This window comes from Gordonia lacunae (assembly GCF_002149015.1).
Lineage (GTDB): Bacteria > Actinomycetota > Actinomycetes > Mycobacteriales > Mycobacteriaceae > Gordonia > Gordonia lacunae.
The window spans coordinates 1-17,628 of record NZ_NGFO01000017.1 but is presented as its reverse complement, the minus strand read 5'-3'; the positions used below and the strand labels follow the sequence as shown (position 1 = coordinate 17,628).

General features: G+C 66.6%; 16 protein-coding genes, 4 tRNA genes and 1 pseudogene. 5 read left to right on the top strand and 16 right to left on the bottom strand.

Going from position 1 to position 17,628, the window contains the following annotated elements; all coding sequences use genetic code 11:
- The first annotated feature begins 225 nt into the window (after positions 1–225).
- On the top strand, positions 226–441 hold the full coding sequence (locus CA982_RS26560; protein WP_086536136.1) for a hypothetical protein: 216 nt from the start codon (positions 226–228) through the stop codon (positions 439–441).
- Between the two features lie 142 nt (positions 442–583).
- Here CA982_RS26560 and CA982_RS15260 read toward each other — a convergent pair whose 3' ends face one another.
- From CA982_RS15260 to CA982_RS15215, 10 genes are read right to left on the bottom strand one after another with little or no spacing between them, the layout of a single operon-like run.
- The gene (locus CA982_RS15260) at positions 584–1,447 is read right to left on the bottom strand and encodes a YveK family protein (RefSeq protein WP_086536135.1); all 864 of its coding nucleotides are present in this window, start codon (positions 1,445–1,447) and stop codon (positions 584–586) included.
- On the bottom strand, positions 1,444–2,748 hold the full coding sequence (locus tag CA982_RS15255; RefSeq protein WP_086536216.1) for an O-antigen ligase family protein: 1,305 nt from the start codon (positions 2,746–2,748) through the stop codon (positions 1,444–1,446). The genes CA982_RS15260 and CA982_RS15255 overlap by 4 nt, the downstream gene beginning before the upstream one ends.
- A complete protein-coding gene (locus CA982_RS15250; RefSeq protein WP_086536134.1) occupies positions 2,745–3,467 on the bottom strand; it encodes a hypothetical protein in 723 nt (240 codons plus the stop codon). Before CA982_RS15250 ends, CA982_RS15255 begins: the two co-directional genes overlap by 4 nt.
- Positions 3,467–4,156: an LbetaH domain-containing protein gene (locus CA982_RS15245; RefSeq protein ID WP_086536133.1), complete on the bottom strand. Its 690-nt coding sequence runs from the start codon at positions 4,154–4,156 to the stop codon at positions 3,467–3,469. Before CA982_RS15245 ends, CA982_RS15250 begins: the two co-directional genes overlap by 1 nt.
- Positions 4,153–4,809 (bottom strand): YveK family protein, encoded by a 657-nt coding sequence (locus tag CA982_RS15240; protein WP_086536132.1) that lies wholly within the window; start codon positions 4,807–4,809, stop codon positions 4,153–4,155. Before CA982_RS15240 ends, CA982_RS15245 begins: the two co-directional genes overlap by 4 nt.
- Entirely contained in the window at positions 4,806–6,806 is a 2,001-nt protein-coding gene (locus tag CA982_RS15235; protein WP_086536131.1) for a GDSL-type esterase/lipase family protein, read from the bottom strand. The genes CA982_RS15240 and CA982_RS15235 overlap by 4 nt, the downstream gene beginning before the upstream one ends.
- Positions 6,790–7,638: a glycosyltransferase gene (locus CA982_RS15230; protein WP_086536130.1), complete on the bottom strand. Its 849-nt coding sequence runs from the start codon at positions 7,636–7,638 to the stop codon at positions 6,790–6,792. The genes CA982_RS15235 and CA982_RS15230 overlap by 17 nt, the downstream gene beginning before the upstream one ends.
- The gene (locus CA982_RS15225) at positions 7,625–8,758 is read right to left on the bottom strand and encodes a glycosyltransferase (protein ID WP_086536129.1); all 1,134 of its coding nucleotides are present in this window, start codon (positions 8,756–8,758) and stop codon (positions 7,625–7,627) included. Before CA982_RS15225 ends, CA982_RS15230 begins: the two co-directional genes overlap by 14 nt.
- Entirely contained in the window at positions 8,755–9,333 is a 579-nt protein-coding gene (locus tag CA982_RS15220) for an LbetaH domain-containing protein (RefSeq protein ID WP_086536128.1), read from the bottom strand. The genes CA982_RS15225 and CA982_RS15220 overlap by 4 nt, the downstream gene beginning before the upstream one ends.
- Positions 9,330–10,637 carry a glycosyltransferase family 4 protein gene (locus CA982_RS15215; RefSeq protein ID WP_244176295.1) on the bottom strand — a complete coding sequence of 436 codons (1,308 nt, stop codon included), beginning with the start codon at positions 10,635–10,637 and terminating at the stop codon, positions 9,330–9,332. Before CA982_RS15215 ends, CA982_RS15220 begins: the two co-directional genes overlap by 4 nt.
- Before the next feature lie 11 nt (positions 10,638–10,648).
- Here CA982_RS15215 and CA982_RS15210 point away from each other — a divergent pair, with 11 nt between their 5' ends.
- A complete protein-coding gene (locus CA982_RS15210; RefSeq protein WP_086536215.1) occupies positions 10,649–11,140 on the top strand; it encodes an LbetaH domain-containing protein in 492 nt (163 codons plus the stop codon).
- Here CA982_RS15210 and CA982_RS15205 read toward each other — a convergent pair.
- The 5 genes from CA982_RS15205 to CA982_RS15185 all read right to left on the bottom strand — a co-directional run bounded on the left by CA982_RS15205 (position 11,108) and on the right by CA982_RS15185 (position 16,598).
- On the bottom strand, positions 11,108–12,127 hold the full coding sequence (locus CA982_RS15205) for a GDP-L-fucose synthase family protein (protein WP_086536126.1): 1,020 nt from the start codon (positions 12,125–12,127) through the stop codon (positions 11,108–11,110). The genes CA982_RS15210 and CA982_RS15205 overlap by 33 nt on opposite strands.
- On the bottom strand, positions 12,124–13,155 hold the full coding sequence (gene gmd, locus CA982_RS15200) for a GDP-mannose 4,6-dehydratase (RefSeq protein WP_086536125.1): 1,032 nt from the start codon (positions 13,153–13,155) through the stop codon (positions 12,124–12,126). The genes CA982_RS15205 and gmd overlap by 4 nt, the downstream gene beginning before the upstream one ends.
- Positions 13,156–13,217: 62 nt before the next feature.
- Positions 13,218–14,738, bottom strand: a complete 1,521-nt coding sequence (locus tag CA982_RS15195) for a sugar transferase (RefSeq protein ID WP_086536124.1) — start codon at positions 14,736–14,738, stop codon at positions 13,218–13,220.
- Between the two features lie 782 nt (positions 14,739–15,520).
- Positions 15,521–16,360 carry an SGNH/GDSL hydrolase family protein gene (locus tag CA982_RS15190; protein ID WP_086536123.1) on the bottom strand — a complete coding sequence of 280 codons (840 nt, stop codon included), beginning with the start codon at positions 16,358–16,360 and terminating at the stop codon, positions 15,521–15,523.
- A 162-nt stretch (positions 16,361–16,522) separates the two neighbouring features.
- Positions 16,523–16,598: transfer RNA gene (locus CA982_RS15185), tRNA-Lys, on the bottom strand.
- Between the two features lie 183 nt (positions 16,599–16,781).
- Between CA982_RS15185 and CA982_RS15180 the strand changes: the two genes are divergently transcribed.
- The 3 genes from CA982_RS15180 to CA982_RS15170 all read left to right on the top strand — a co-directional run bounded on the left by CA982_RS15180 (position 16,782) and on the right by CA982_RS15170 (position 17,089).
- Positions 16,782–16,854: transfer RNA gene (locus CA982_RS15180), tRNA-Glu, on the top strand.
- Positions 16,855–16,901: 47 nt separating this feature from the next.
- Positions 16,902–16,978 (top strand) — tRNA-Asp (locus tag CA982_RS15175).
- Positions 16,979–17,012: 34 nt separating this feature from the next.
- A tRNA-Phe gene (locus tag CA982_RS15170) sits at positions 17,013–17,089 on the top strand.
- 91 nt (positions 17,090–17,180) lie between these two features.
- On the opposite strand, the pseudogene CA982_RS15165 reads toward CA982_RS15170, so the two are convergent.
- A pseudogene (locus CA982_RS15165) lies at positions 17,181–17,628 on the bottom strand (HNH endonuclease); the annotation flags it as partial.

The window sequence follows — 17,628 nt, the reverse complement described above, 5'->3', positions numbered from 1 at the left end:
GGCTGATGATCGCGAGCGTTGTCATCGCCGGCACGCTGTGATCGTGCAGGGTGGAGCCAGCTCCTGCGGACATCCGCTTTTTCCAGCCAATGTGTTTCACGCGATCGAACCGTGCCGCCAGATCATGCATGACCGAGCGGTTCTGATGCGGTCGATGTTCGTCCCTGCCGCGTTGGCATTCTCCGGGAGTTTCGTTGTGCTGAACTTGTCCTCTGTTCGGAGGGAATGACGCAATTCGGACAGCGTTGGCCGGGGGTTCGTGGTCTGATGTCCGCCATGCTGGGTAGGAAACTCTTGGATCTGACGCTCGAGTATCAGGCGTCGATCGACTCCCGTCGTGACGACTACAACTCGCTCCCGCCTGGGGCGCAATCCGTAGGGCGCGATCCGGAAGACATCGCCTCGGAGTACGAGACCACCATCCGCGCCCTTCTTTCTTGACCGCTGCCCCGACGTCGCTGTGGCGCGACCTCGAGTGATGTGCGAAGTCCAGCGCTCGGATGATCGGCAGGGGATTTCGTCACGGGCAACCCTCGCGGATCGGGCCCACGTTCGGAGGTCTTCGCGGCGTGGCCAAGCCTGCTTAGGCTCGCCCGAATCCGCTGCCGCCCCTGGCCGCATGCCGGCTGACGGTGTGGCGAGCGGCGTAAGTCGCGGGACGGTCGATGGTTTCGACACGGTCCCTCGCTTCGCTCGTCACCTGCTCGACCAGCGGGGGGCGATTGGTCCCGGCCGTCGACTGTTCGACGGGCACATGCTGGCTTCTCATCGCGCTGGACGGGCGGTTGATGGTGACCTCGATGTCGCCGGTCGTCGGTCCGTCCGGGATGCGGTCGGAGTGCTTCGCATCAGAGATGCCGCCGCGGCGGCGATGGAGCAGCAGTGCGATCAGGGAGCCGGCGAGCGCACCGCCGACCGCGCCGATGCCGAGGAGCACCGGGTCGATGAGTTGTTGTCGCACGGCGCCTTGGGTATTCGGGTCGACGACCACCAGTCGAAGGGCCCCGGGGCCCCCGCTGGTCGGCTCCTGCAGTGCTGTGACCGTGCCGACGAGTTCCTGCGCGAGTGCGGTGGAGAGTCGTTCCGCGTCGGCCGATGTCGAGTTCTGGACGGAGACATCGAGGATGACGGTTTGCGGCGGGACGCTGACCGAGATCTCGGAGATGAACTGTGGCAGAGGGATGTCGACTCCCGATCTGGCGATCGCCCGCTGCGCGACGGTCGGGTCGGTGGCCAGCACTGCGAATGTCTGGATGCTTGCCCGGGCGGCTTGGTTTCCCTGGTAGGCCTCCAGCATGTCGGAGGTGCCGGTGGCGATGTAGGTCCGAACGGTCGCCACGTAGGTCTGGGGTTGTAGCAGCGAGTACCCGATGGCGGCGATGAGACCGATCAGGGTGAATGCCACGACGAGCATCCATTTCGCGGCAATGACGTTGAGGACTTTCATCGGGACTCCATCTGCGACTCGGTGGGCACCTCGTGACCGGGCACGGGTGAACAGGATTGGGATGAACGGTGAGCGGGCGAACGGTGGGGATACAGGAAGTAGGGGAGCAGCGCCGCGAATGGTGCGATGCCGAGGAAGTAGGGCACGTACACCGCCTCCAGCGAACTGAGGGCGAGGATCGTGCTGAAGTAGGCGAGCAGATAGGCCCGCGCCGTCCCGTCGGTGGTCTGGACCACTTTGACGACGGCGGCCACGACGATCAGCAAGACCCCCCAGACCCCCACCGACAACAGGATTTCGAGCCATCCGTTGTGCGGGGAATAGTTGGCCTTGAACAACAACGACGCGCCGGACTCCACCCAGAACGCCGGGTTGTGGCCGAAGAACCACTGGTCGGGGATCTCCCGCAGCGCCTGGTTCCAGAGGTATCCCCGTAAGCTGTAGTCGGCGTTGGTGTATCCGATGTAGAGCGGGAACAGCGAGTAGACCGCGCTGGCCACGAGTGCGAGACCCAGCATCAGGTTGCGCACGCGGGGCGTGATCGCGGGGACGGCCAGCAGTACGCCGAGCAAGCCCGCCACCGCGATTCCGCCGAAGGCGGTTCGGCTGCCGGCGAGGAGGCCGATCAACGCAACCCCGGCGACCGCGGCGAGCACACGCCACATGGCCACGCGGTAGACCGCGAAGGGCAACAGGGCGGTGATGGTGATTCCCGCGAGGTTGCCGTTGCCGGCGAACGGCGACGTGAGCACCGCGCCGAGGTCGGTGCACTTGTCGATCCGACATGCCCCGACGACGCGAGACGAGTTGCACAGCACCGAGACCAGCAGGAATCCGGTCGTCACGACGAGCGCGATGCGGGCAGATCTGGCCACGTCGTCGAGCCCGAAGGTCCGGTAGCGGAACACGAATCCCACCAGGAGCGCCATCGACATCACGAGATTGACGATCCTGCCCGAACCGTCGACGAACATCGCTGCGCAGGCGTACAACATCAACAGCGCGAGGACCGCCGCCGAGCCGTCGATGCGGAGATCGCTGGTGGCCACCGCACGAAGGGCGGCTGCCACGCTGATACCCGCTGCAGGCCCGTACAACAGGACCGCAAAGATCGGCCCGGCGGCATCGGCCGTCGACCACAAGGCCGGTGCCACAGCATAGATGACGATGACCGGCCACGCCGTCAACGCGATCAGCCAGCTGCACAGGAACCGATCGACATGCTGGGTCCACTGTCTTTCGTGGGCGACTGCGACGAACAAGCCCAGTGCGACCAGCAAGGTCGCGCAGATCATGGTCATGACGCCCACAACTCCCGGAAGGACGCGGGACTCGTGCCCGGGGCATCCTCGTAGAGCTCCCAGGACGCCCAGCTCCCGCCGAACTCGGCGATGCGGTTGTCGGTGAACACGATCGACGTGGCGTCGGGCAGGTAGACCTTCGCCCGATCCCCGTCGAGTTCGATCTCGAATCGAGCGGCGTCGCGGTCGAACGCGGTCCGATAGGTGCCCTGGCCCAGGATCGTCTGTCCGGCGTCGCCCGCTTGCCAGATCGCATACGACCATCCCGTCCGCGTCGCGACGAAATGCACCGCGGCATCGGGCGCCGCATCGGACTCGTTCGCCGGCACCGGTTTCGCGCTGACGAGCAGCGCGATCGCCCCGGAATCGTCTCCGGTGAAGCTCGCGGTCGCGCCGATTCGCGTGACTCGGGCGGGCGAGAGATCGGTCGAGATGTACGACGCCGCATCAGATGCCGAGGACGTACCGTGCAGCAGACGCCCGTCCGTGACTCGGAGCGGGTGCAGACTGCGGCCTCGCTCGACGGTGACGAATCCGGGCGGCACGGCAGCCGCCGTCGCGTAATCGACGTGCACGGTGGCGCCCTGTGCCGATGCGACTCGATCGTCAGACCGTTCGGCCTCAGCCGTCGTGGTGCACGCCGAACCCAGGACGACGACAGCGACGGCCAGAAGCGCAAGGGTCATCGTCGACAGCCGGGACGAGGAGGTCGGAATCATCAGAATCCCTCGACCTCCCGCACCGGGGTCATATACGACGACCGGTACCACCACTTGCATTCGGGGAGATCGCGCCGCCACCGTGCCGGTGCCCCGGCGTACAACCCGGCGTCGCCGACCGCGGATTCGGTCGCCGCGGTCACCACCGATCCGGCGGCGACGAGTGAATATGCCGGGATGGCAGCGTTCTTGAGAATGAGACATGCGGTCGCGGTCAGGCTCCGCTCACCGATGGTGATGGTGCCGATGGTGGTCCGGTCCTCGACGATGTCGATCTCGTGGGACTGCAGGAGACTCCGCGTACCGCCCACTGCGCTGTACGGCTCCATCTCGATCCGGCCCGAGCAATCGAAGTAGTGGCGGTTCGTGACGGCGGCCTGCTCGGCCATCGACAGCACCCCGGCGCGGTCGCTGAATCTCTGGTACGACGGCGCGGCCGTGAACTGGTTCAGCCGCCCGATGAAGTTGTCCTTCTCGAGTTCGACTTGCGCCATCTGCCGAAAGATGTTGAACGGCGCGATCACTCCGCGGTCTCCGATGCGGAACGGTCCGCATCCGAGGACGAGGTTCGGTCCGAGGCTGACGTCGTGACCGATGGTGTTGCCGAGGATGCGCAGCACCGCGTTCTTCGCCGTTGACGCGGGGAGCAGCCAGACGATCAGGCTGAGCCACTTGTTGGGTCGCTTCATGGTGTCCTCCAGACATCTGCGGTCGGTGTGGGTTGGGGGAGTGGATGTCGGGCCAGGCGTCGGGTGAACATCACGGCGAGAGCCAGCGCGGTCAGTCCCGCCAGGGACGCCAGCAGTGCGGTGCGCACCAGCGCATCGGGAAATGTCCGATCGGCGCCCACCGGTCCCAGGACGACTGATTCGATCGGTGCCGGAGACTCGAGCTCGGCCAGGGCCGCGGTGAACTCGCGCCCGACGCCCATCGCGGCAGCTTCGACGGTGCGCGCGTCGTCGCCCCGGACGGTGAAGTCCATGATCGTCGTCTCCGGCGGAGCAGTGATCGAGACCGCGCGCCGGAGTTCGGCGGGGCTCATCGCTATCTGGTGGGTGTCGATCACGCGACGGAGGAAGTTCTCGCTGGTGACCAACGACGAGTAGGACTCGATACTCCGCGTCAGGAGCATGGTGGGTGCGGGGTCGAAGTCCTGCGGCAGTTGCATCGCATCGCGTTCATAGGTGAGGACGACGCGCGAAGTCGCCTGGACCATCGCGTGTTGCGTCGAAAAGGTGGTCACCGCCATCCCGACGATCAGCCCGAGACATGCGGTGACCCCCAGCGCGGTCGCAACACGAATGACCCGTGGGCGGATGTGGGTGACTCGTACCGGGTTCATTCGCAGCTGCCTTTGCGCGCCAGACCTTCCAGGACCGGCGTCATGTGGTCGGCGATGATGGCATGCCCCTCGTCGGTCGGATGACGCAGATCAGCACCGACGATCGAGTGGTCGCGTGGGGCGGCGTACCAACCACTTCTGATCGGATCGACGAAGGACGCCCCGTGGCGCTTCGCGGCGTCGGCGAGCAACCTGTTGGCGCGCAGATACTCCGGCGCAACCGGAGCATCGTGAATCCAGGAGAGTCCGACGATGACGACGGGCAGTTCGGGCCGGGCCTTGCGCACCGCGCGGATGGTGTCGTTGACCGCGGCGCGGTACTGCTTCGACGGGTGCGAGAGGTCATTGCCGCTGCCGACGAGCACGATCGCCGAGACGTCGGGAGTGAGCAGTCGCTGTGCCTCCGAAGCGAAGGTGGTGTGCCGGATGCCGGTGGTGAGGTAGCCGGCACCGCCCCGGCCGGACACCCGTAGCAGCACCGGGCATGCGTTCAGGTGGACCGCCGACAGCCGGCCCTGTGCGATGCGGGTCCAGTTCGAACTGCCTTTACCGCCGTAGGTTGTTCCCTCGGTGAAGCTGTCGCCGACGACGAGGATCTTGACCGCTCCGCCGTCCGCCGACCGCGACGTCGACGCTGCGGAGGTGACCTCGACACCGGCTCGCTGCGCAGCGTCCTGGGGTTCACGCGCGCCGGCGAAGGCGACTCCGGCGGTCAGGGTGAGAACCACGACGGTGACCGTCAGAAGCGCTTTCTCCCAGTGAGTTCGGATGAGTCGGGTCATTCTCCCACCTTCGTGGACGTCGGAGAGCAGGGCGGCGAGTACGAGTAGCTGACCGGCGACGGGTGCGAGCCAGATGGCGTCGAGGCGGTCGAGTGCGCCGGTGAGGAGGAGCAGGGCCAGCGTCACCGCGCCACCCAGAACGATCGCTGTGGTCACGGTGCCGGGACGACCCGCGGCGATGTGTTTGGAGCTGATCGCCTGCGAGAGCGACGAGATGCCGGCCGCGATGATCATGCCGAACACGAGGGTCTGGGCCGGTTCGTATTTCGCGCCGACGATCTGCACGATGGCCCAGGCGGCCGGCCACGCCGCGATGACGACGACAATGCAATAGGCGATGACGACGTTTCGGTAGCGGCGGTAGATCCGGTCGAAGGTCGCCGCGTCGTCGATGGAGCGGGCGAGTTCGGGGACCGCAACTGTCGACAGCGCGGCGGACAGCAGTGTGAGCGGCCCGGTGACCCTCGTGGCCATCGCGAAGTAGCCGACGGTCAGCGGCGGCGCGGCGACGGCGAGAGCCGAGACCTGCAGCTGCGCCAGGGTTCCCGACATCGCGAGCGCCCAGTAACGGGCGGTGTCCGAATTCGGCCCGCGAAGTTCACCGGCGGCGGCCCGAAGCTCCCGGACTCCGATCAACACCGCGGGGACCACCAGCGCGGTCACGGCCGTGCACGCGAAGATCAGCACGAGTGCGGAGGCCTCGAGACCATGGCCGGACAGCGCCAGCCCGCCCCACGCCAGAAGGGGTACGGCGCGCTGCACGACGACGAGGCCGCTGGCGGCGGTGTGCGCATGAATGCCCGACAGGAAGTTCTGCGCGAAGTTCTGCACGGTGTCGGAGAAGGCGAACAGCACGCCCGCGACCACGATGAGTGGTATCCCGCACAAGACGAAACCGGCACCGGCGACGACGAAGACGGTGGACACGGCGATGGTGTGCGCGACATACAGATCTGCGGCCGTGCGGTCGTCTCTACCCGACGCGCTGACGCGCATCACCCGGATGGGTGCGCCGAAGCCCACGGCCAGGCCGGTCACCACGCCGAGGGTGTAGGCGAGGACGAACTGGCCGAATTCCTCGACCGGGAGTGCTCTGGCCAGAAGCAACAAGAAGACACCGAGCATCGCGGAACTGGCCACCCGGGCCAGAATCCGCACGGCGGCATCGGTGCGAATCCGGGTGCCGGTGTGGCTCTGGTCAATCGCGGAGGACACCGCGCACCCTTCGATAGGCCGGAGTCAGCCGGATGCGGAACACGAGAAACGAGGCGAGTTGTTCGACGGTGCCCACGAGGCCCAGCAGGCGATCCTTGGGGGACATCGCAAAACGCTGCCTCAGACGGAACGACTCGGCCAGGAAGGTGCGCCACAGGTTGGCTGATTTCGAGGCATCGTGGAAACGCAACGCGCCGATCGGTACCGGTATCGAATGCTGCACCGGCGCGGTCTCGGCGATACGGAACTGCAGCGAGTAGTCCATCGTGCAGTGCAGATCCGTGTCGAACCCGCCGAGTGACTCCAGATAGTCCCGGCGCATGACCACCGAACCGGAGAACGACGCGCATGTCGATCGTCGCAACAGGGTTCGCGTCTCGATGGGCCTGCCCCGGTACGTCCCGACCACCTCGCCGCCCGCCCGGAGCAACTGGTGATCTCCCGTCAGGACCGTCGCACCGGATGAATCATCAACCGCCGCGCGGACAGCGGCGAGTGCACCCTCGACGAGAACGTCGTCGGCGTTGAGCCAGAGGACCCAGTGCCCGTCGGAACGAGCCAGTGCCCGGTTGAGAGCGTCCGACTGACCGTCGTCCGCCTCGATCACGGCTTTCACCCGCGGATCCGATTCGGCGAAGGCGGCGATGAGGTCCTGGGTTCCGTCGGTCGAACCGGCGTCCTGGATGAGGATCTCGTCGTGCGGGCCCATCTGGTCGAGTGCCGAACGGATCGCCGGTTCGAAGTGAGCACCCGGATTGAAGGACGGAACGAGGATCGAGACGCGGACAGCCCCCGTGCTGTTCGTCGTGTCGGCGAGGTCAGCCGGCCGCATCGTAGTGCTCCTCCAGTTGTCGGGCGATCGACGTGATGCCCCAGTGCTGTTCGACGGCGTGCCGCCCCCGCAGTCCCTGCGCACGTGCCCGCGCGGGGTCGGTGAGTAGTCCGATCAGAGCCGCCGACAGCGCGCCCATCGAGTCGTCGACGACGAGGCCGGCGTCGGCGTCGGCGACCAGACCGGCGAACCCGCAGGTGTCGGTGACGACCACCGGCAGACCGGCGGCCATTGCCTCGAGGACCGACATCGGCAGCGGCTCATGAATCGACGGGAGTACGTAGATCGCCGCTTGTGCGAGACGCTCGGTCACCCTGCCTCCGGGAATCGGCGCCTCGCGACGGATGCGGTCGGCGACCTCCGCGTCCTGGCTCGCCCGGAAGTCCCGCAGCACCTCGTCGACGGCGGGCCCGTCGCCTTCGTCGGGGCCGATGATCGTGAAACGGGCCGGGAATCGTGGCGCGAGCTCGGTCGCGACGCGGGCGAAGGTGACTGCTCGTTTCCGCGGATGCAAGCGCGCGAGAAAGAGGACTTCGGGCAGGCCATCGGGCCGGGCCGGCCGGACCGCATCGGGCAGCGGGACGCCATTGCCCAGGTACGAGTAGCGGGGCGAGCCACCGATCGCCGCCCGGAGCTTGCGCAACTCGACGTCGTTGAGGTAGAAGGCCGTTCGCGCATGGCGCACCGCCGGGATCGTGAGGGCCCGGTCGATCACCTGATAGGGCAGCGACGGCCGAGGGTTGATCATCCCGTGTGTCTGCACGTGCGTCGGGACGTTGCCCCACGACAATAGGCGGGCAGCGGGCAGGGTCACGAAGTCGCGGCCGAGATGGACGTGGGCGACGTCGAAATCGCCGGCGTGCGTCCGAATCCAGCGCAGCATCGACGGCGCGACGATGCGGGCGAAGCCCCGCCCGCGGCCGACGGCTCGCGTCGGGAACGTGAGGACACGGACACCCGGCACGTCGGGGGCCGACCCGGGCTCGTCGAAGGAACCGGCGATGAGCGTGACCGCGTGCCCCCGCTGGGCCAGCGCACGGCTCTGATTGACCGCAACGGTTGCGGGACCACCGAACTCACCGGCCGGCGACAGAAGCGTGAGAACCTGCAGAATTCTCATGATCGACCGCCCGGTGTCGTACGACGCGACATCGCCGAGATCGCCGGGATGACCACCGCTCCGGCCGGTACCCGCGTACCGGGCTGCAGCACAACGCCCTTCAGCACTGTCACACCGTTGCCGAGGTGGCAGCGATCGCTGATGACGACCGACTCGCTGGTGCGGGTGAAAGTGGGCGAACGGTGGTCGTGCCCGCCCGAGCAGATGACCGTCCGCCGTCCGAGCAGACATTCGGCGCCGATGGACACCGGCTCCGGGTTGATGATCCACACATCGGGGTCGATACGGACCCCCTCGTCGACGGCCAGCTTCCACGGGAAGTGGACCCGGAAGCTGCGATGGATGTCGCACCCGGCGCCCACCCGTGCGCCGAAGGCACGCAACAGGCGGGCACGCAGCGCGGTGCCGCCGACCCCGCTTCGCATGACGGCGCCGACGCCCAGCCAGGTGACCATCCAGAGTCGATTCCGTCCGCGATCGGACTTGTCGACGATGTAGTCGCGCAGGCGCCTGGGTTCGAGCTCGGAGAGCACCTCCGAGCGCGCGGTTGTCGTGGTCGGTGTCGTCACGGTCATGCCCGCACCGAGGCATGGTGCGACAGCTTGCGCAGCCACGTCTCGAACCTCTCCACGGCGGCGTCGGCGCCGAGAACCTCTCGCGAATACCGCTCGCCGGCGTCGCCCATCGCCTGTGCGCCGATGGTGTCGACGGCGACCTGCGCGATCGCGGCGAGCAGGGCGGCCGGGTCGCCAGCCGGCACGACGACGCCCGCGCGCGAATGCCGGACCTCGGCCGCGGTGATCCCTTCATCGGAAACTGCTGCCACCACCGGTATTCCATAACTGAAATAGGTGGTCAGCTTGCTCGGCAGCGACATCTCGACGACGCCGGGCTTCTCGTTGACCACCAGGACGTCGGCGGCCGAGAGCATGAGGTGGAACTGATCGTCGGGAAGGGAGTCGACGAACGTGACGTCCGTGCAGCCGTGTGCGCGGTCCTCGAGATGCCGGCGCTGATTGCCGTCTCCGACCAGGAAGAGGCGCACCTTGCGCGCTGCGTCCGATGAGTCGGCGACGAGTCGGGCGGCATCGACCAGGTTCTCCAGGCCCTGTTTCTGGCCCATGTTGCCGGCGTGCACCGCGACGATCGCGTCGGTGGGAATGCCGAACCGGGCTCGAGCGACATCCCGGGGTGCCCGTGGTTCGTGGCGCACCTGGGTCCAATTGCGGACGTGGGTGACCACCGTGGGGTCGACGCCGAGACGATCGACGATGATCTCGCCGAAACGCGGATGCACGACCGCCACCTCGTCGGCGGAGCGGAGGGCGAACTTCTCGAGTCTGCTCACGAGGGTGCGGCTGAGGGACCCGCCCGCGGCGGCTTCGCTGACTGCCTGGCTGTACAGGTCGTGGACCCAGACCCCCATCGGCGACAGCGTGCGGTGCCCGACCTTGCGACGCATCATCACCAGCGCCGACGCGATGAGCGGCGGGCTGGCCATGACGGTGACGGCGTCCGGTCGCAGGTGGGCGACGATGGCGCGCAGTCCGAACTCGAGTTCCATGCGCGAGCGGGACACCAGCGCGGTGCCCTCCGGAATGCTGTGCGGTACTCGCACCACGATGACGCCCTGATCGACAACCGTGGACGTGTAGTCGGACATGTCCCCGTCGAGCCGCCACTGCGGGTAGTGCGGGTAACCGGTGATGACTCGTACGCTCCATCCGCGTGCGGCGAGGCGTCGGGTGATGTCGGTGACGTAGGGCGCGATCCCGGTGACCTCGGGGGCGTAGTTGATCGCGATGAAGTCGACACACTTGCGGCCCGCGGGCCGATTCGTCGGTTCGACGACGTCGTTCACCGGGCCCGGACGGCGCACGGTTCGATACGATGGCGATCGTGTTAGCTCAGTTGTCATCGCTGGCTTGGCCTTTCGTGATGCGCGCGATCGGGTTGGTCTTCGTTCCCAATTCCGTTCGGCTGGCGGCGCTTCGGATGTTCGGTGCACAGATCGGTCGCGGTGTGCTGATGCGGCCGCGCGTGCGGGTGACGAGTCCGGCGCGGCTCGCGATCGGCGAGGACTCCTGGATCGGCGAGGCGGTGACTCTCGACAGCGCAGGCTCGATCCGGATCGGCGCGAACGTCGTGGTGTCCCAAGCGGCCGCGCTGCTGTCCCCGGCCGGTGCGCACGGTGAGCTCGTGGTCGAGAGCGGTGCGTGGATAGCGCTGCGTGCGCGGGTGACCGGCCCGGTGACCATCGGACGACGCGCGGTGGTGGGAGCCGCCGCGGTGGTCTCCCGGGACGTCGCGCCCGGGACGGTGGTGGTGGCGTCGGTGATCACCGACGACTCAGATCCGGACATCGCCGGCCCCGATCTCTGAGAAGGCGTCCATCTCGGGGTGGTGTGCAGCCCGATACCACTCGACCACCTCGGCGACACCCCGTTCGAGACTGATCGTCGGCCGCCATCCCAGGTTGTGAATGGTGCTGACGTCGAGCAGCTTCCGTGGCGTTCCGTCGGGTTTGGTGGTGTCCCAGTCGACGGTGCCGTCGTAGCCCACGGCGACGGCCACGATCTCGGCGATCTCGGCGATCGAATGGTCCACGCCGGTGCCGATGTTGACCTGGCGCGGGTCGTCGTGGTTTTCGAGCAGGTACAGGCAGGCCTCGGCCATGTCGTCGACGTGGAGTAGCTCGCGGCGCGGGGTACCGCTTCCCCAGTTGGTCACGCTCGGCGCGGCCTCCCGGCGCGCCGATTCGTAGCGTCGGATCATCGCCGGCAGCAAGTGGCTTGTCTCGCCGGCGAAGTTGTCGTTCGGTCCGTACAGGTTGGTGGGCATCGCGGAGATCCAGGGCAGCCCGTACTGGCGTCGTGTCGCCTGCACCTGAGTGATTCCCGCGATCTTGGCGACCGCGTAGGCATCATTGGTCGGTTCCAGGGCGCCGGTGAGCAGTGCATCCTCGCGGATCGGCTGCGGTGCGAACTTGGGGTAGATGCACGATGAGCCGAGGAACAGCACGCGCTCGACGCCGTGTGCCGCCGCCGCGTCGAGGACGTTGACCTGGATGCGCAGGTTCTCGGAGAGGAAGTCGACGGGCCAGGTGTTGTTCGCGGCGATCCCACCCACCCGGGCCGCGGCCAGGATCACGACGTCAGGTGTGTTGTGTGCGAAGAACTCGAAGACGCTGTGCCGGTCGCGGAGGTCGAGCTCGCGGCTGGTGCGCCCGAGTATGTCGGTGATTCCCCGTCGCCGTAGCGCCCGCACGAGCGCCGATCCGGCGAGGCCGCGATGGCCTGCGACGTACACAGCGGCCGACGGGTCGATCGGTCCCGGTGACCAGCGCGACCGCGGAGTGGCCGTGGTCATGACGCGCGACTCCAGGCGAGCAGCTGGGGCTTGTCGATCCATTCCGTGCCTTCGCATTTCAGGGCTGCGATGTCGGCGTCGACCATGATCCGGGCGAGCTCCGGTGCACGGACCGCGGCCCGCCAGCCGAGATCCAGCTCGGCCTTCGACGCGTCGCCGATCAGCGAGTCGACCTCGGTGGGACGCAGGTAGCGTTCGTCGAAGACGACATGGTCGCGCCAGTCGAGACCGGCGTGATCGAAGGCGTGCTGGAGGAAGTCGCGGACGGTGAAGGGCACACCGGTCGCGAGCACGTAGTCGGAGGGCTCGTCGGCCTGCAGCATGCGCCACATGCCCTCGACGTATTCCGGCGCGTAACCCCAGTCGCGCACGGCGTCGAGATTGCCCATGTAGAGGTCCTTCTGCACGCCGGCCTTGATACGGGCGACCGCGCGGGTGATCTTGCGTGTCACGAAAGTCTCACCACGGCGGGGAGATTCATGGTTGAAAAGGATGCCGTTCACGGCGAACAGGCCGTAGGCCTCGCGGTAGTTACGAGTGACCCAGTACGAGTAGACCTTTGCCGCCCCATACGGAGAACGCGGGTAGAACAGGGTGTCCTCGTTCTGCGGCGGGGGAGACGCGCCGAACATCTCCGAGCTGGACGCCTGGTAGTACCGGCAACGAATGCCGGCCTGGCGCACCGCTTCCAACAGTCGGACCGAGCCGATGCCGGTGGTGTCGCCGGTGTGCTCGGGCTCGTCGAAGCTGACGCGGACGTGCGACTGCGCGGCCAGGTTGTAGACCTCGTCCGGGTCGATGGACCCGAGCAGCGTGACCAGCCGAGCGCCGTCGCTGAGATCGCCGTAGTGCAGGAACAGGCGGGCGAACGGGTCGTGCGGATCCTGGTAGAGGTGGTCGATCCGGGCGGTGTTGAACGACGACGAGCGTCGGATCAGTCCGTGTACCTCATAGCCTTTGGACAGGAGCAGTTCGGCGAGGTAGGAACCGTCCTGACCGGTGATCCCGGTGATCAGGGCCTTCTTCATGATGTTTCCTTCGAGTGGTGTCGATCCGTGGTGGTGGTGCGGATGGTGGGCGGACGCGGCGGTCAATAGGCGCCCCGGCGAGACAGAACGGCGCTCGCGGTCCGCCACAGGATGACGAGATCGGTGGTCAGTGACCAGTTCTCGACGTAGGAGAGATCGAGTCGCACGGAGTCCTCCCAGGAGAGGTCGCTGCGGCCGGAGATCTGCCACAGGCCCGTCATCCCAGGGCGGACCAGCATGCGTCGCCGGACGACCGGGTCATAGGACTCGACCTCCTCACGCAAGGGCGGACGCGGACCGACGAGGCTCATCGTCCCGCCCAGCACGTTGAACAACTGCGGCAGTTCGTCGAGGCTGTAGCGCCGGATGATTCGACCGACACGGGTGACGCGCGGATCGGCGTGGAGTTTGAAGAGCACACCGTTCCCGTCGTCGCGGACGGCGAGACCGGCGCGCATGGTGTCCGCGTCGACGACCATCGAGCGGAACTTCCACATGGCGAACGGGGTGTTGTCGGTGCCGATGCGTTCGGCGCGGTAGAACACCGGGCCTCTGCTGTCGACCTTCACCGCGAGTGCGCACAGGACCAGCAGGGGTGAAAGAACCACCAGCGCAACCACTGTCAAAACCTTGTCGAAGGTCTGCTTCAGGAAACGGTTGGCCCCCTTGTACCGCGGCCGATCGATGTGGAGCAGGGGGAGGCCGGCCTCGGGACGCATGGTGATCCGCGGGCCGGCGACGTCGATCAGTCCCGGGGCCACGAGCATCTCGACGTCGCAGTTCTCGAGCTCCCACGACAGTTCACGCATCGCTCGATGGCCGAGTGCGTCGGCGGAGGTCACGGCAACGGTGTTGGCCCCGCACGTGCGGACCAGTTCGGAAGCCCGGTCGTAGCCGGCGAAGACCGGGACTTCGGCGACCACGCCCTGGGTCGCGTGTCCGGCGAATCTCGGGGTCGGAGCGGCGCCGAGGGGGTCGGTCAGGCACACCCCGACGACGCGGTAACCGAGGGCGGGGTTGGTGTTCAGCCGATCGATGAGCGCACGAGCGGATGATCTCGAGCCCACGACCAGTACCGATCGCAGGAATCGTCCGCTCTCGCGGCCCACCAGCAGGTGTCGGCGCCAGGCCCATCGGCCGGCGATGAGCATCAGCGTCCCGGCCGGGAGAGCGATCGCGATGAACCCCCGGGCGATACCCAGAGCGAATGCGAGGTCGATGATCGCCCAGGCTCCGAAACAGACGAAACAGGCGCTCAGGACACGGTGATACTCAACAGGTCCGGTGCCCAGGATGCGGGGATCGCCGGCCTGTCCGATGCGCAACGCCGTCTGCCATCCGACGATGAGTGTCACGGTGACCAGGAGCGCGGGGATTCCATCGCGGCCGATAGGTCGGAAGGGGTCGGCGCCGAACCGGAGGAACTGCCCGGTCAGGACGGCGATCGAGATGAGCGACAGATCGGTCCACGCGACGTGCCGCGCGTACTGGACGAGCCAACTCTGCGACGTGGTCGGCGTCGCGCCCGGTGCACGGTCGGTGCCGATGAAGGCACGCGTGAACCGGTCAACTGGAACGCTCATGTACTCCCCCTGAGTGAAGCCGAGGCGAACGGTCGGTGTATTCGATCGGCTCGCTGCCTTGGCAATTCGGAACCCTACAACGCATTCCGGAGCTTTTACACAGATCGCTTTCGGTGTTGGTCCAAACGAACCACAGCCCTTTAATCGAAATCCGGCGCAACCTGGACAAGCGACTCAATCGCGGTGTCTGAGCGCGATTGTCGGAGATTGTCGGATCAGCTCGGAGGGGGCTTGGAAACGTTTGTCAGGTGATTCTTGTCGAGTGTTCCGACCGCCGAGAACGGCGTCGATACGACAACGCAGATTGTCTCATGGGCTTGGTCTCAGGGGGTTTGAGCTGAGGTTATTCCCTGACGGGGGCAGGGTGGGGTGCGCGGCGGTGTCTGAATCGGTGAGGGTGGATGCTCGCTTGTGCCTTGCGAGTTGACAATCCAAGGTTGATGAATCCCGGTTGACTATTGACCGCTTGTGTTTGTGAATCGTTTTTCGTGTTAGTCGCCGACGCGATCGCAACGATCGGGAATGGGGGAAGAAAGGGGCCGATTGTTGCGAGACGTTCGGCTGAAAGCGTCTCGCTGTCGGTTGATACGGGTGCTGCGGATGTGCCGCGGAGTTGGCACAATTTTGTACCGAGTCGGCGTGTCTCGGAGTTGTCGGTCGTGTCGGAGCCCGGGCCGGCGAGGCGGCCGGTGGTCACCGGGGCGGCTCCCGGTGAAACAGGCGCGATGAGAACGTTTTTCGGCAGCCTGGGGCGTGCTCGTCAGGTCTCGGTGGAACCTCGGTCAGAGGGCGTTCACGATCAGACCCGCGATCGCCCTGCTTCCGAGTGGCGTCGGGTGGCGAGGTGGTGTCTGCGATCGCGAGACATTCCCCTCGAACCATCGCGCAGTGCCGGCGCATGCGTCATGGCCGACGGCAGGGGTGGCGACATCCACGAACGTCATCGACCGGGTGACGGCAGCAGTGCGCAGGATCGCGTCGAACCGGTCGAAGAACGTCCGTAGGTACGCGGCGTCTGCGGTGCTGATGTTCGCCTCGTCGGGGCAGCCGGTTCGGCCGTAGTAGCCCCCATGGCCGACGAGGACGACGCGGGCGCTGGGCGCTCGCGAGGCGATCTTGTCCAGCGTCGTCGCGATCCTCGGCGCTACTGCCGTCAGGCCGGCGTCGATTCGTCGCGCCATCGTGCGGTCGTGCCGGCACCTGGCGTCCTGACCGAACCTGCGCGTGAAGCAGGACGAGACGAGCGACCACCATCCCAGATCGTTACCGCCGATCGACAGTGTCACGAGTCGCGTCGAGCTGGACAGCGCATTGATCTGGACGGGCCGGGGGCCGAACATCGTCAGCTGCGGGTTGGACGTGACGTCCGCGGTGTGGGCGTTGACGCAGGCTACCGACTTGTAGGTCACCCCCAGTTGTGAGGCGACGTGCGCCGGGTAGCCGTCGAGTGTGCGCCCACACCCATCTGGTTGACGGGCGGACGTACGGGTGGGCGCCGCGGCGCGCGAATCGCCCAAGGCGACGTACTCAGGTGCGCCCGGAGCTGCGGGCGCCGGCGGCGCGATCGCCCAGCAGAGCGCGATGGTGAGAGCTGCGACGAGAGCAAGGCGAATCCGGACCACGGCCAGAGTATCCGCGTACAGCGGCCGAACTTCACTGCGCTATCTGTGATTTCATCCGTTCGGGTGAGTGGTCGCGCCGAGCCGGAAGTGCCCCCCGGCGGGCACGGACGCACCGGGAATGACGAAAGCGACCCGCCGTGTGAGCGAATCGCCTGGTCATGATGGTGCCCCCACCAGGGCTCGAACCTGGGACCTGCGGATTAAAAGTCCGTAGCTCTACCAACTGAGCTATAGGGGCGCGTGCCTCGGTGACCCGGGGCGTCGATGAGTTTACAACGTGCCGGGGCGCGCTGAACGCGAGCCTCGGTGTGCGTGTCGGCGAGCTGCGCAGGATGGCCCGTTTGTGGCCTTGAGCAGGCGATTTGTGGTTTGCGCGGCACCTGTCATAAGCTATCGAAGCTCCCAACGGAGAACACGACCGGCCCCCTTCGTCTAGCGGCCTAGGACGCCGCCCTTTCAAGGCGGTAGCGCGGGTTCGAATCCCGTAGGGGGTACGCCTGCGCGGCACTCGGTAACGAGTATCGCGCAGATAATTTAACAAGGCCCTGTGGCGCAGTTGGTTAGCGCGCCGCCCTGTCACGGCGGAGGTCGCGGGTTCGAGTCCCGTCAGGGTCGCCAAAGGTTTCGGTTTCAATGACAACCGGTGCCTTCCGGCCAGGTAGCTCAGTTGGTACGAGCGTCCGCCTGAAAAGCGGAAGGTCGTCGGTTCGATCCCGACTCTGGCCACCACAACAATCCCCAGCAGTTCACCCTGCTGGGGATTCTTGCGTCCGGACCCCTTATGCGATCAGGCCCCAAAGTGCGACCGCTGCAACCGGTTTCAGAACGGCGGAGGGTTGTCGAGGAAGTCCTGTCGATCGGCCTCCAACTCGGCCTCGCGTTGCCTCTTGTTGCGGGCGCGTTCGTTTCGCCGGCGGGCCAGTTTGGCGTCGAGTCGGCTGCGGGTGCGTTCGGGGTTGTCGGCCGGGGTTATGACCCGTGGTGTGGGTGGTGCTTGGGCAGGCTGTTCGAACCGGATCCGCCGCAGGTTGGGGAAGGTGTCTTCGAGCGTTTCGGCGTCCCCGTACAGGGTGAGGCCTTCGGGGGTTAGGTATTCGGTGACCAGACGACCCTCGCGGTCGCGGTACTGCACATCAACCCAGTCGCCGAAGGTTTTCAACAGATGCGCACCCCGGCATTTGCTGTTGAGGTTCTCACTCGACGTCGCCCCGCCCCGGGCGGGGTGGGTGTGGTCGTATTCGACGACGTGGTCGAGGTCGCAGTCGCAG

What these genes read in the sequence shown, in the direction of transcription:
- CA982_RS26560 (WP_086536136.1), top strand. Translation starts at nt 226, where the DNA reads ATGACGCAATTCGGACAGCGTTGGCCGGGGGTTCGTGGTCTGATGTCC.
- CA982_RS15260 (WP_086536135.1), bottom strand. Translation starts at nt 1,447, where the DNA reads ATGAAAGTCCTCAACGTCATTGCCGCGAAATGGATGCTCGTCGTGGCA.
- CA982_RS15255 (WP_086536216.1), bottom strand. Translation starts at nt 2,748, where the DNA reads ATGACCATGATCTGCGCGACCTTGCTGGTCGCACTGGGCTTGTTCGTC.
- CA982_RS15250 (WP_086536134.1), bottom strand. Translation starts at nt 3,467, where the DNA reads ATGATTCCGACCTCCTCGTCCCGGCTGTCGACGATGACCCTTGCGCTT.
- CA982_RS15245 (WP_086536133.1), bottom strand. Translation starts at nt 4,156, where the DNA reads ATGAAGCGACCCAACAAGTGGCTCAGCCTGATCGTCTGGCTGCTCCCC.
- CA982_RS15240 (WP_086536132.1), bottom strand. Translation starts at nt 4,809, where the DNA reads ATGAACCCGGTACGAGTCACCCACATCCGCCCACGGGTCATTCGTGTT.
- CA982_RS15230 (WP_086536130.1), bottom strand. Translation starts at nt 7,638, where the DNA reads ATGCGGCCGGCTGACCTCGCCGACACGACGAACAGCACGGGGGCTGTC.
- CA982_RS15225 (WP_086536129.1), bottom strand. Translation starts at nt 8,758, where the DNA reads ATGAGAATTCTGCAGGTTCTCACGCTTCTGTCGCCGGCCGGTGAGTTC.
- CA982_RS15220 (WP_086536128.1), bottom strand. Translation starts at nt 9,333, where the DNA reads ATGACCGTGACGACACCGACCACGACAACCGCGCGCTCGGAGGTGCTC.
- CA982_RS15210 (WP_086536215.1), top strand. Translation starts at nt 10,649, where the DNA reads ATGGCGATCGTGTTAGCTCAGTTGTCATCGCTGGCTTGGCCTTTCGTG.
- CA982_RS15205 (WP_086536126.1), bottom strand. Translation starts at nt 12,127, where the DNA reads ATGACCACGGCCACTCCGCGGTCGCGCTGGTCACCGGGACCGATCGAC.
- gmd (WP_086536125.1), bottom strand. Translation starts at nt 13,155, where the DNA reads ATGAAGAAGGCCCTGATCACCGGGATCACCGGTCAGGACGGTTCCTAC.
- CA982_RS15195 (WP_086536124.1), bottom strand. Translation starts at nt 14,738, where the DNA reads ATGAGCGTTCCAGTTGACCGGTTCACGCGTGCCTTCATCGGCACCGAC.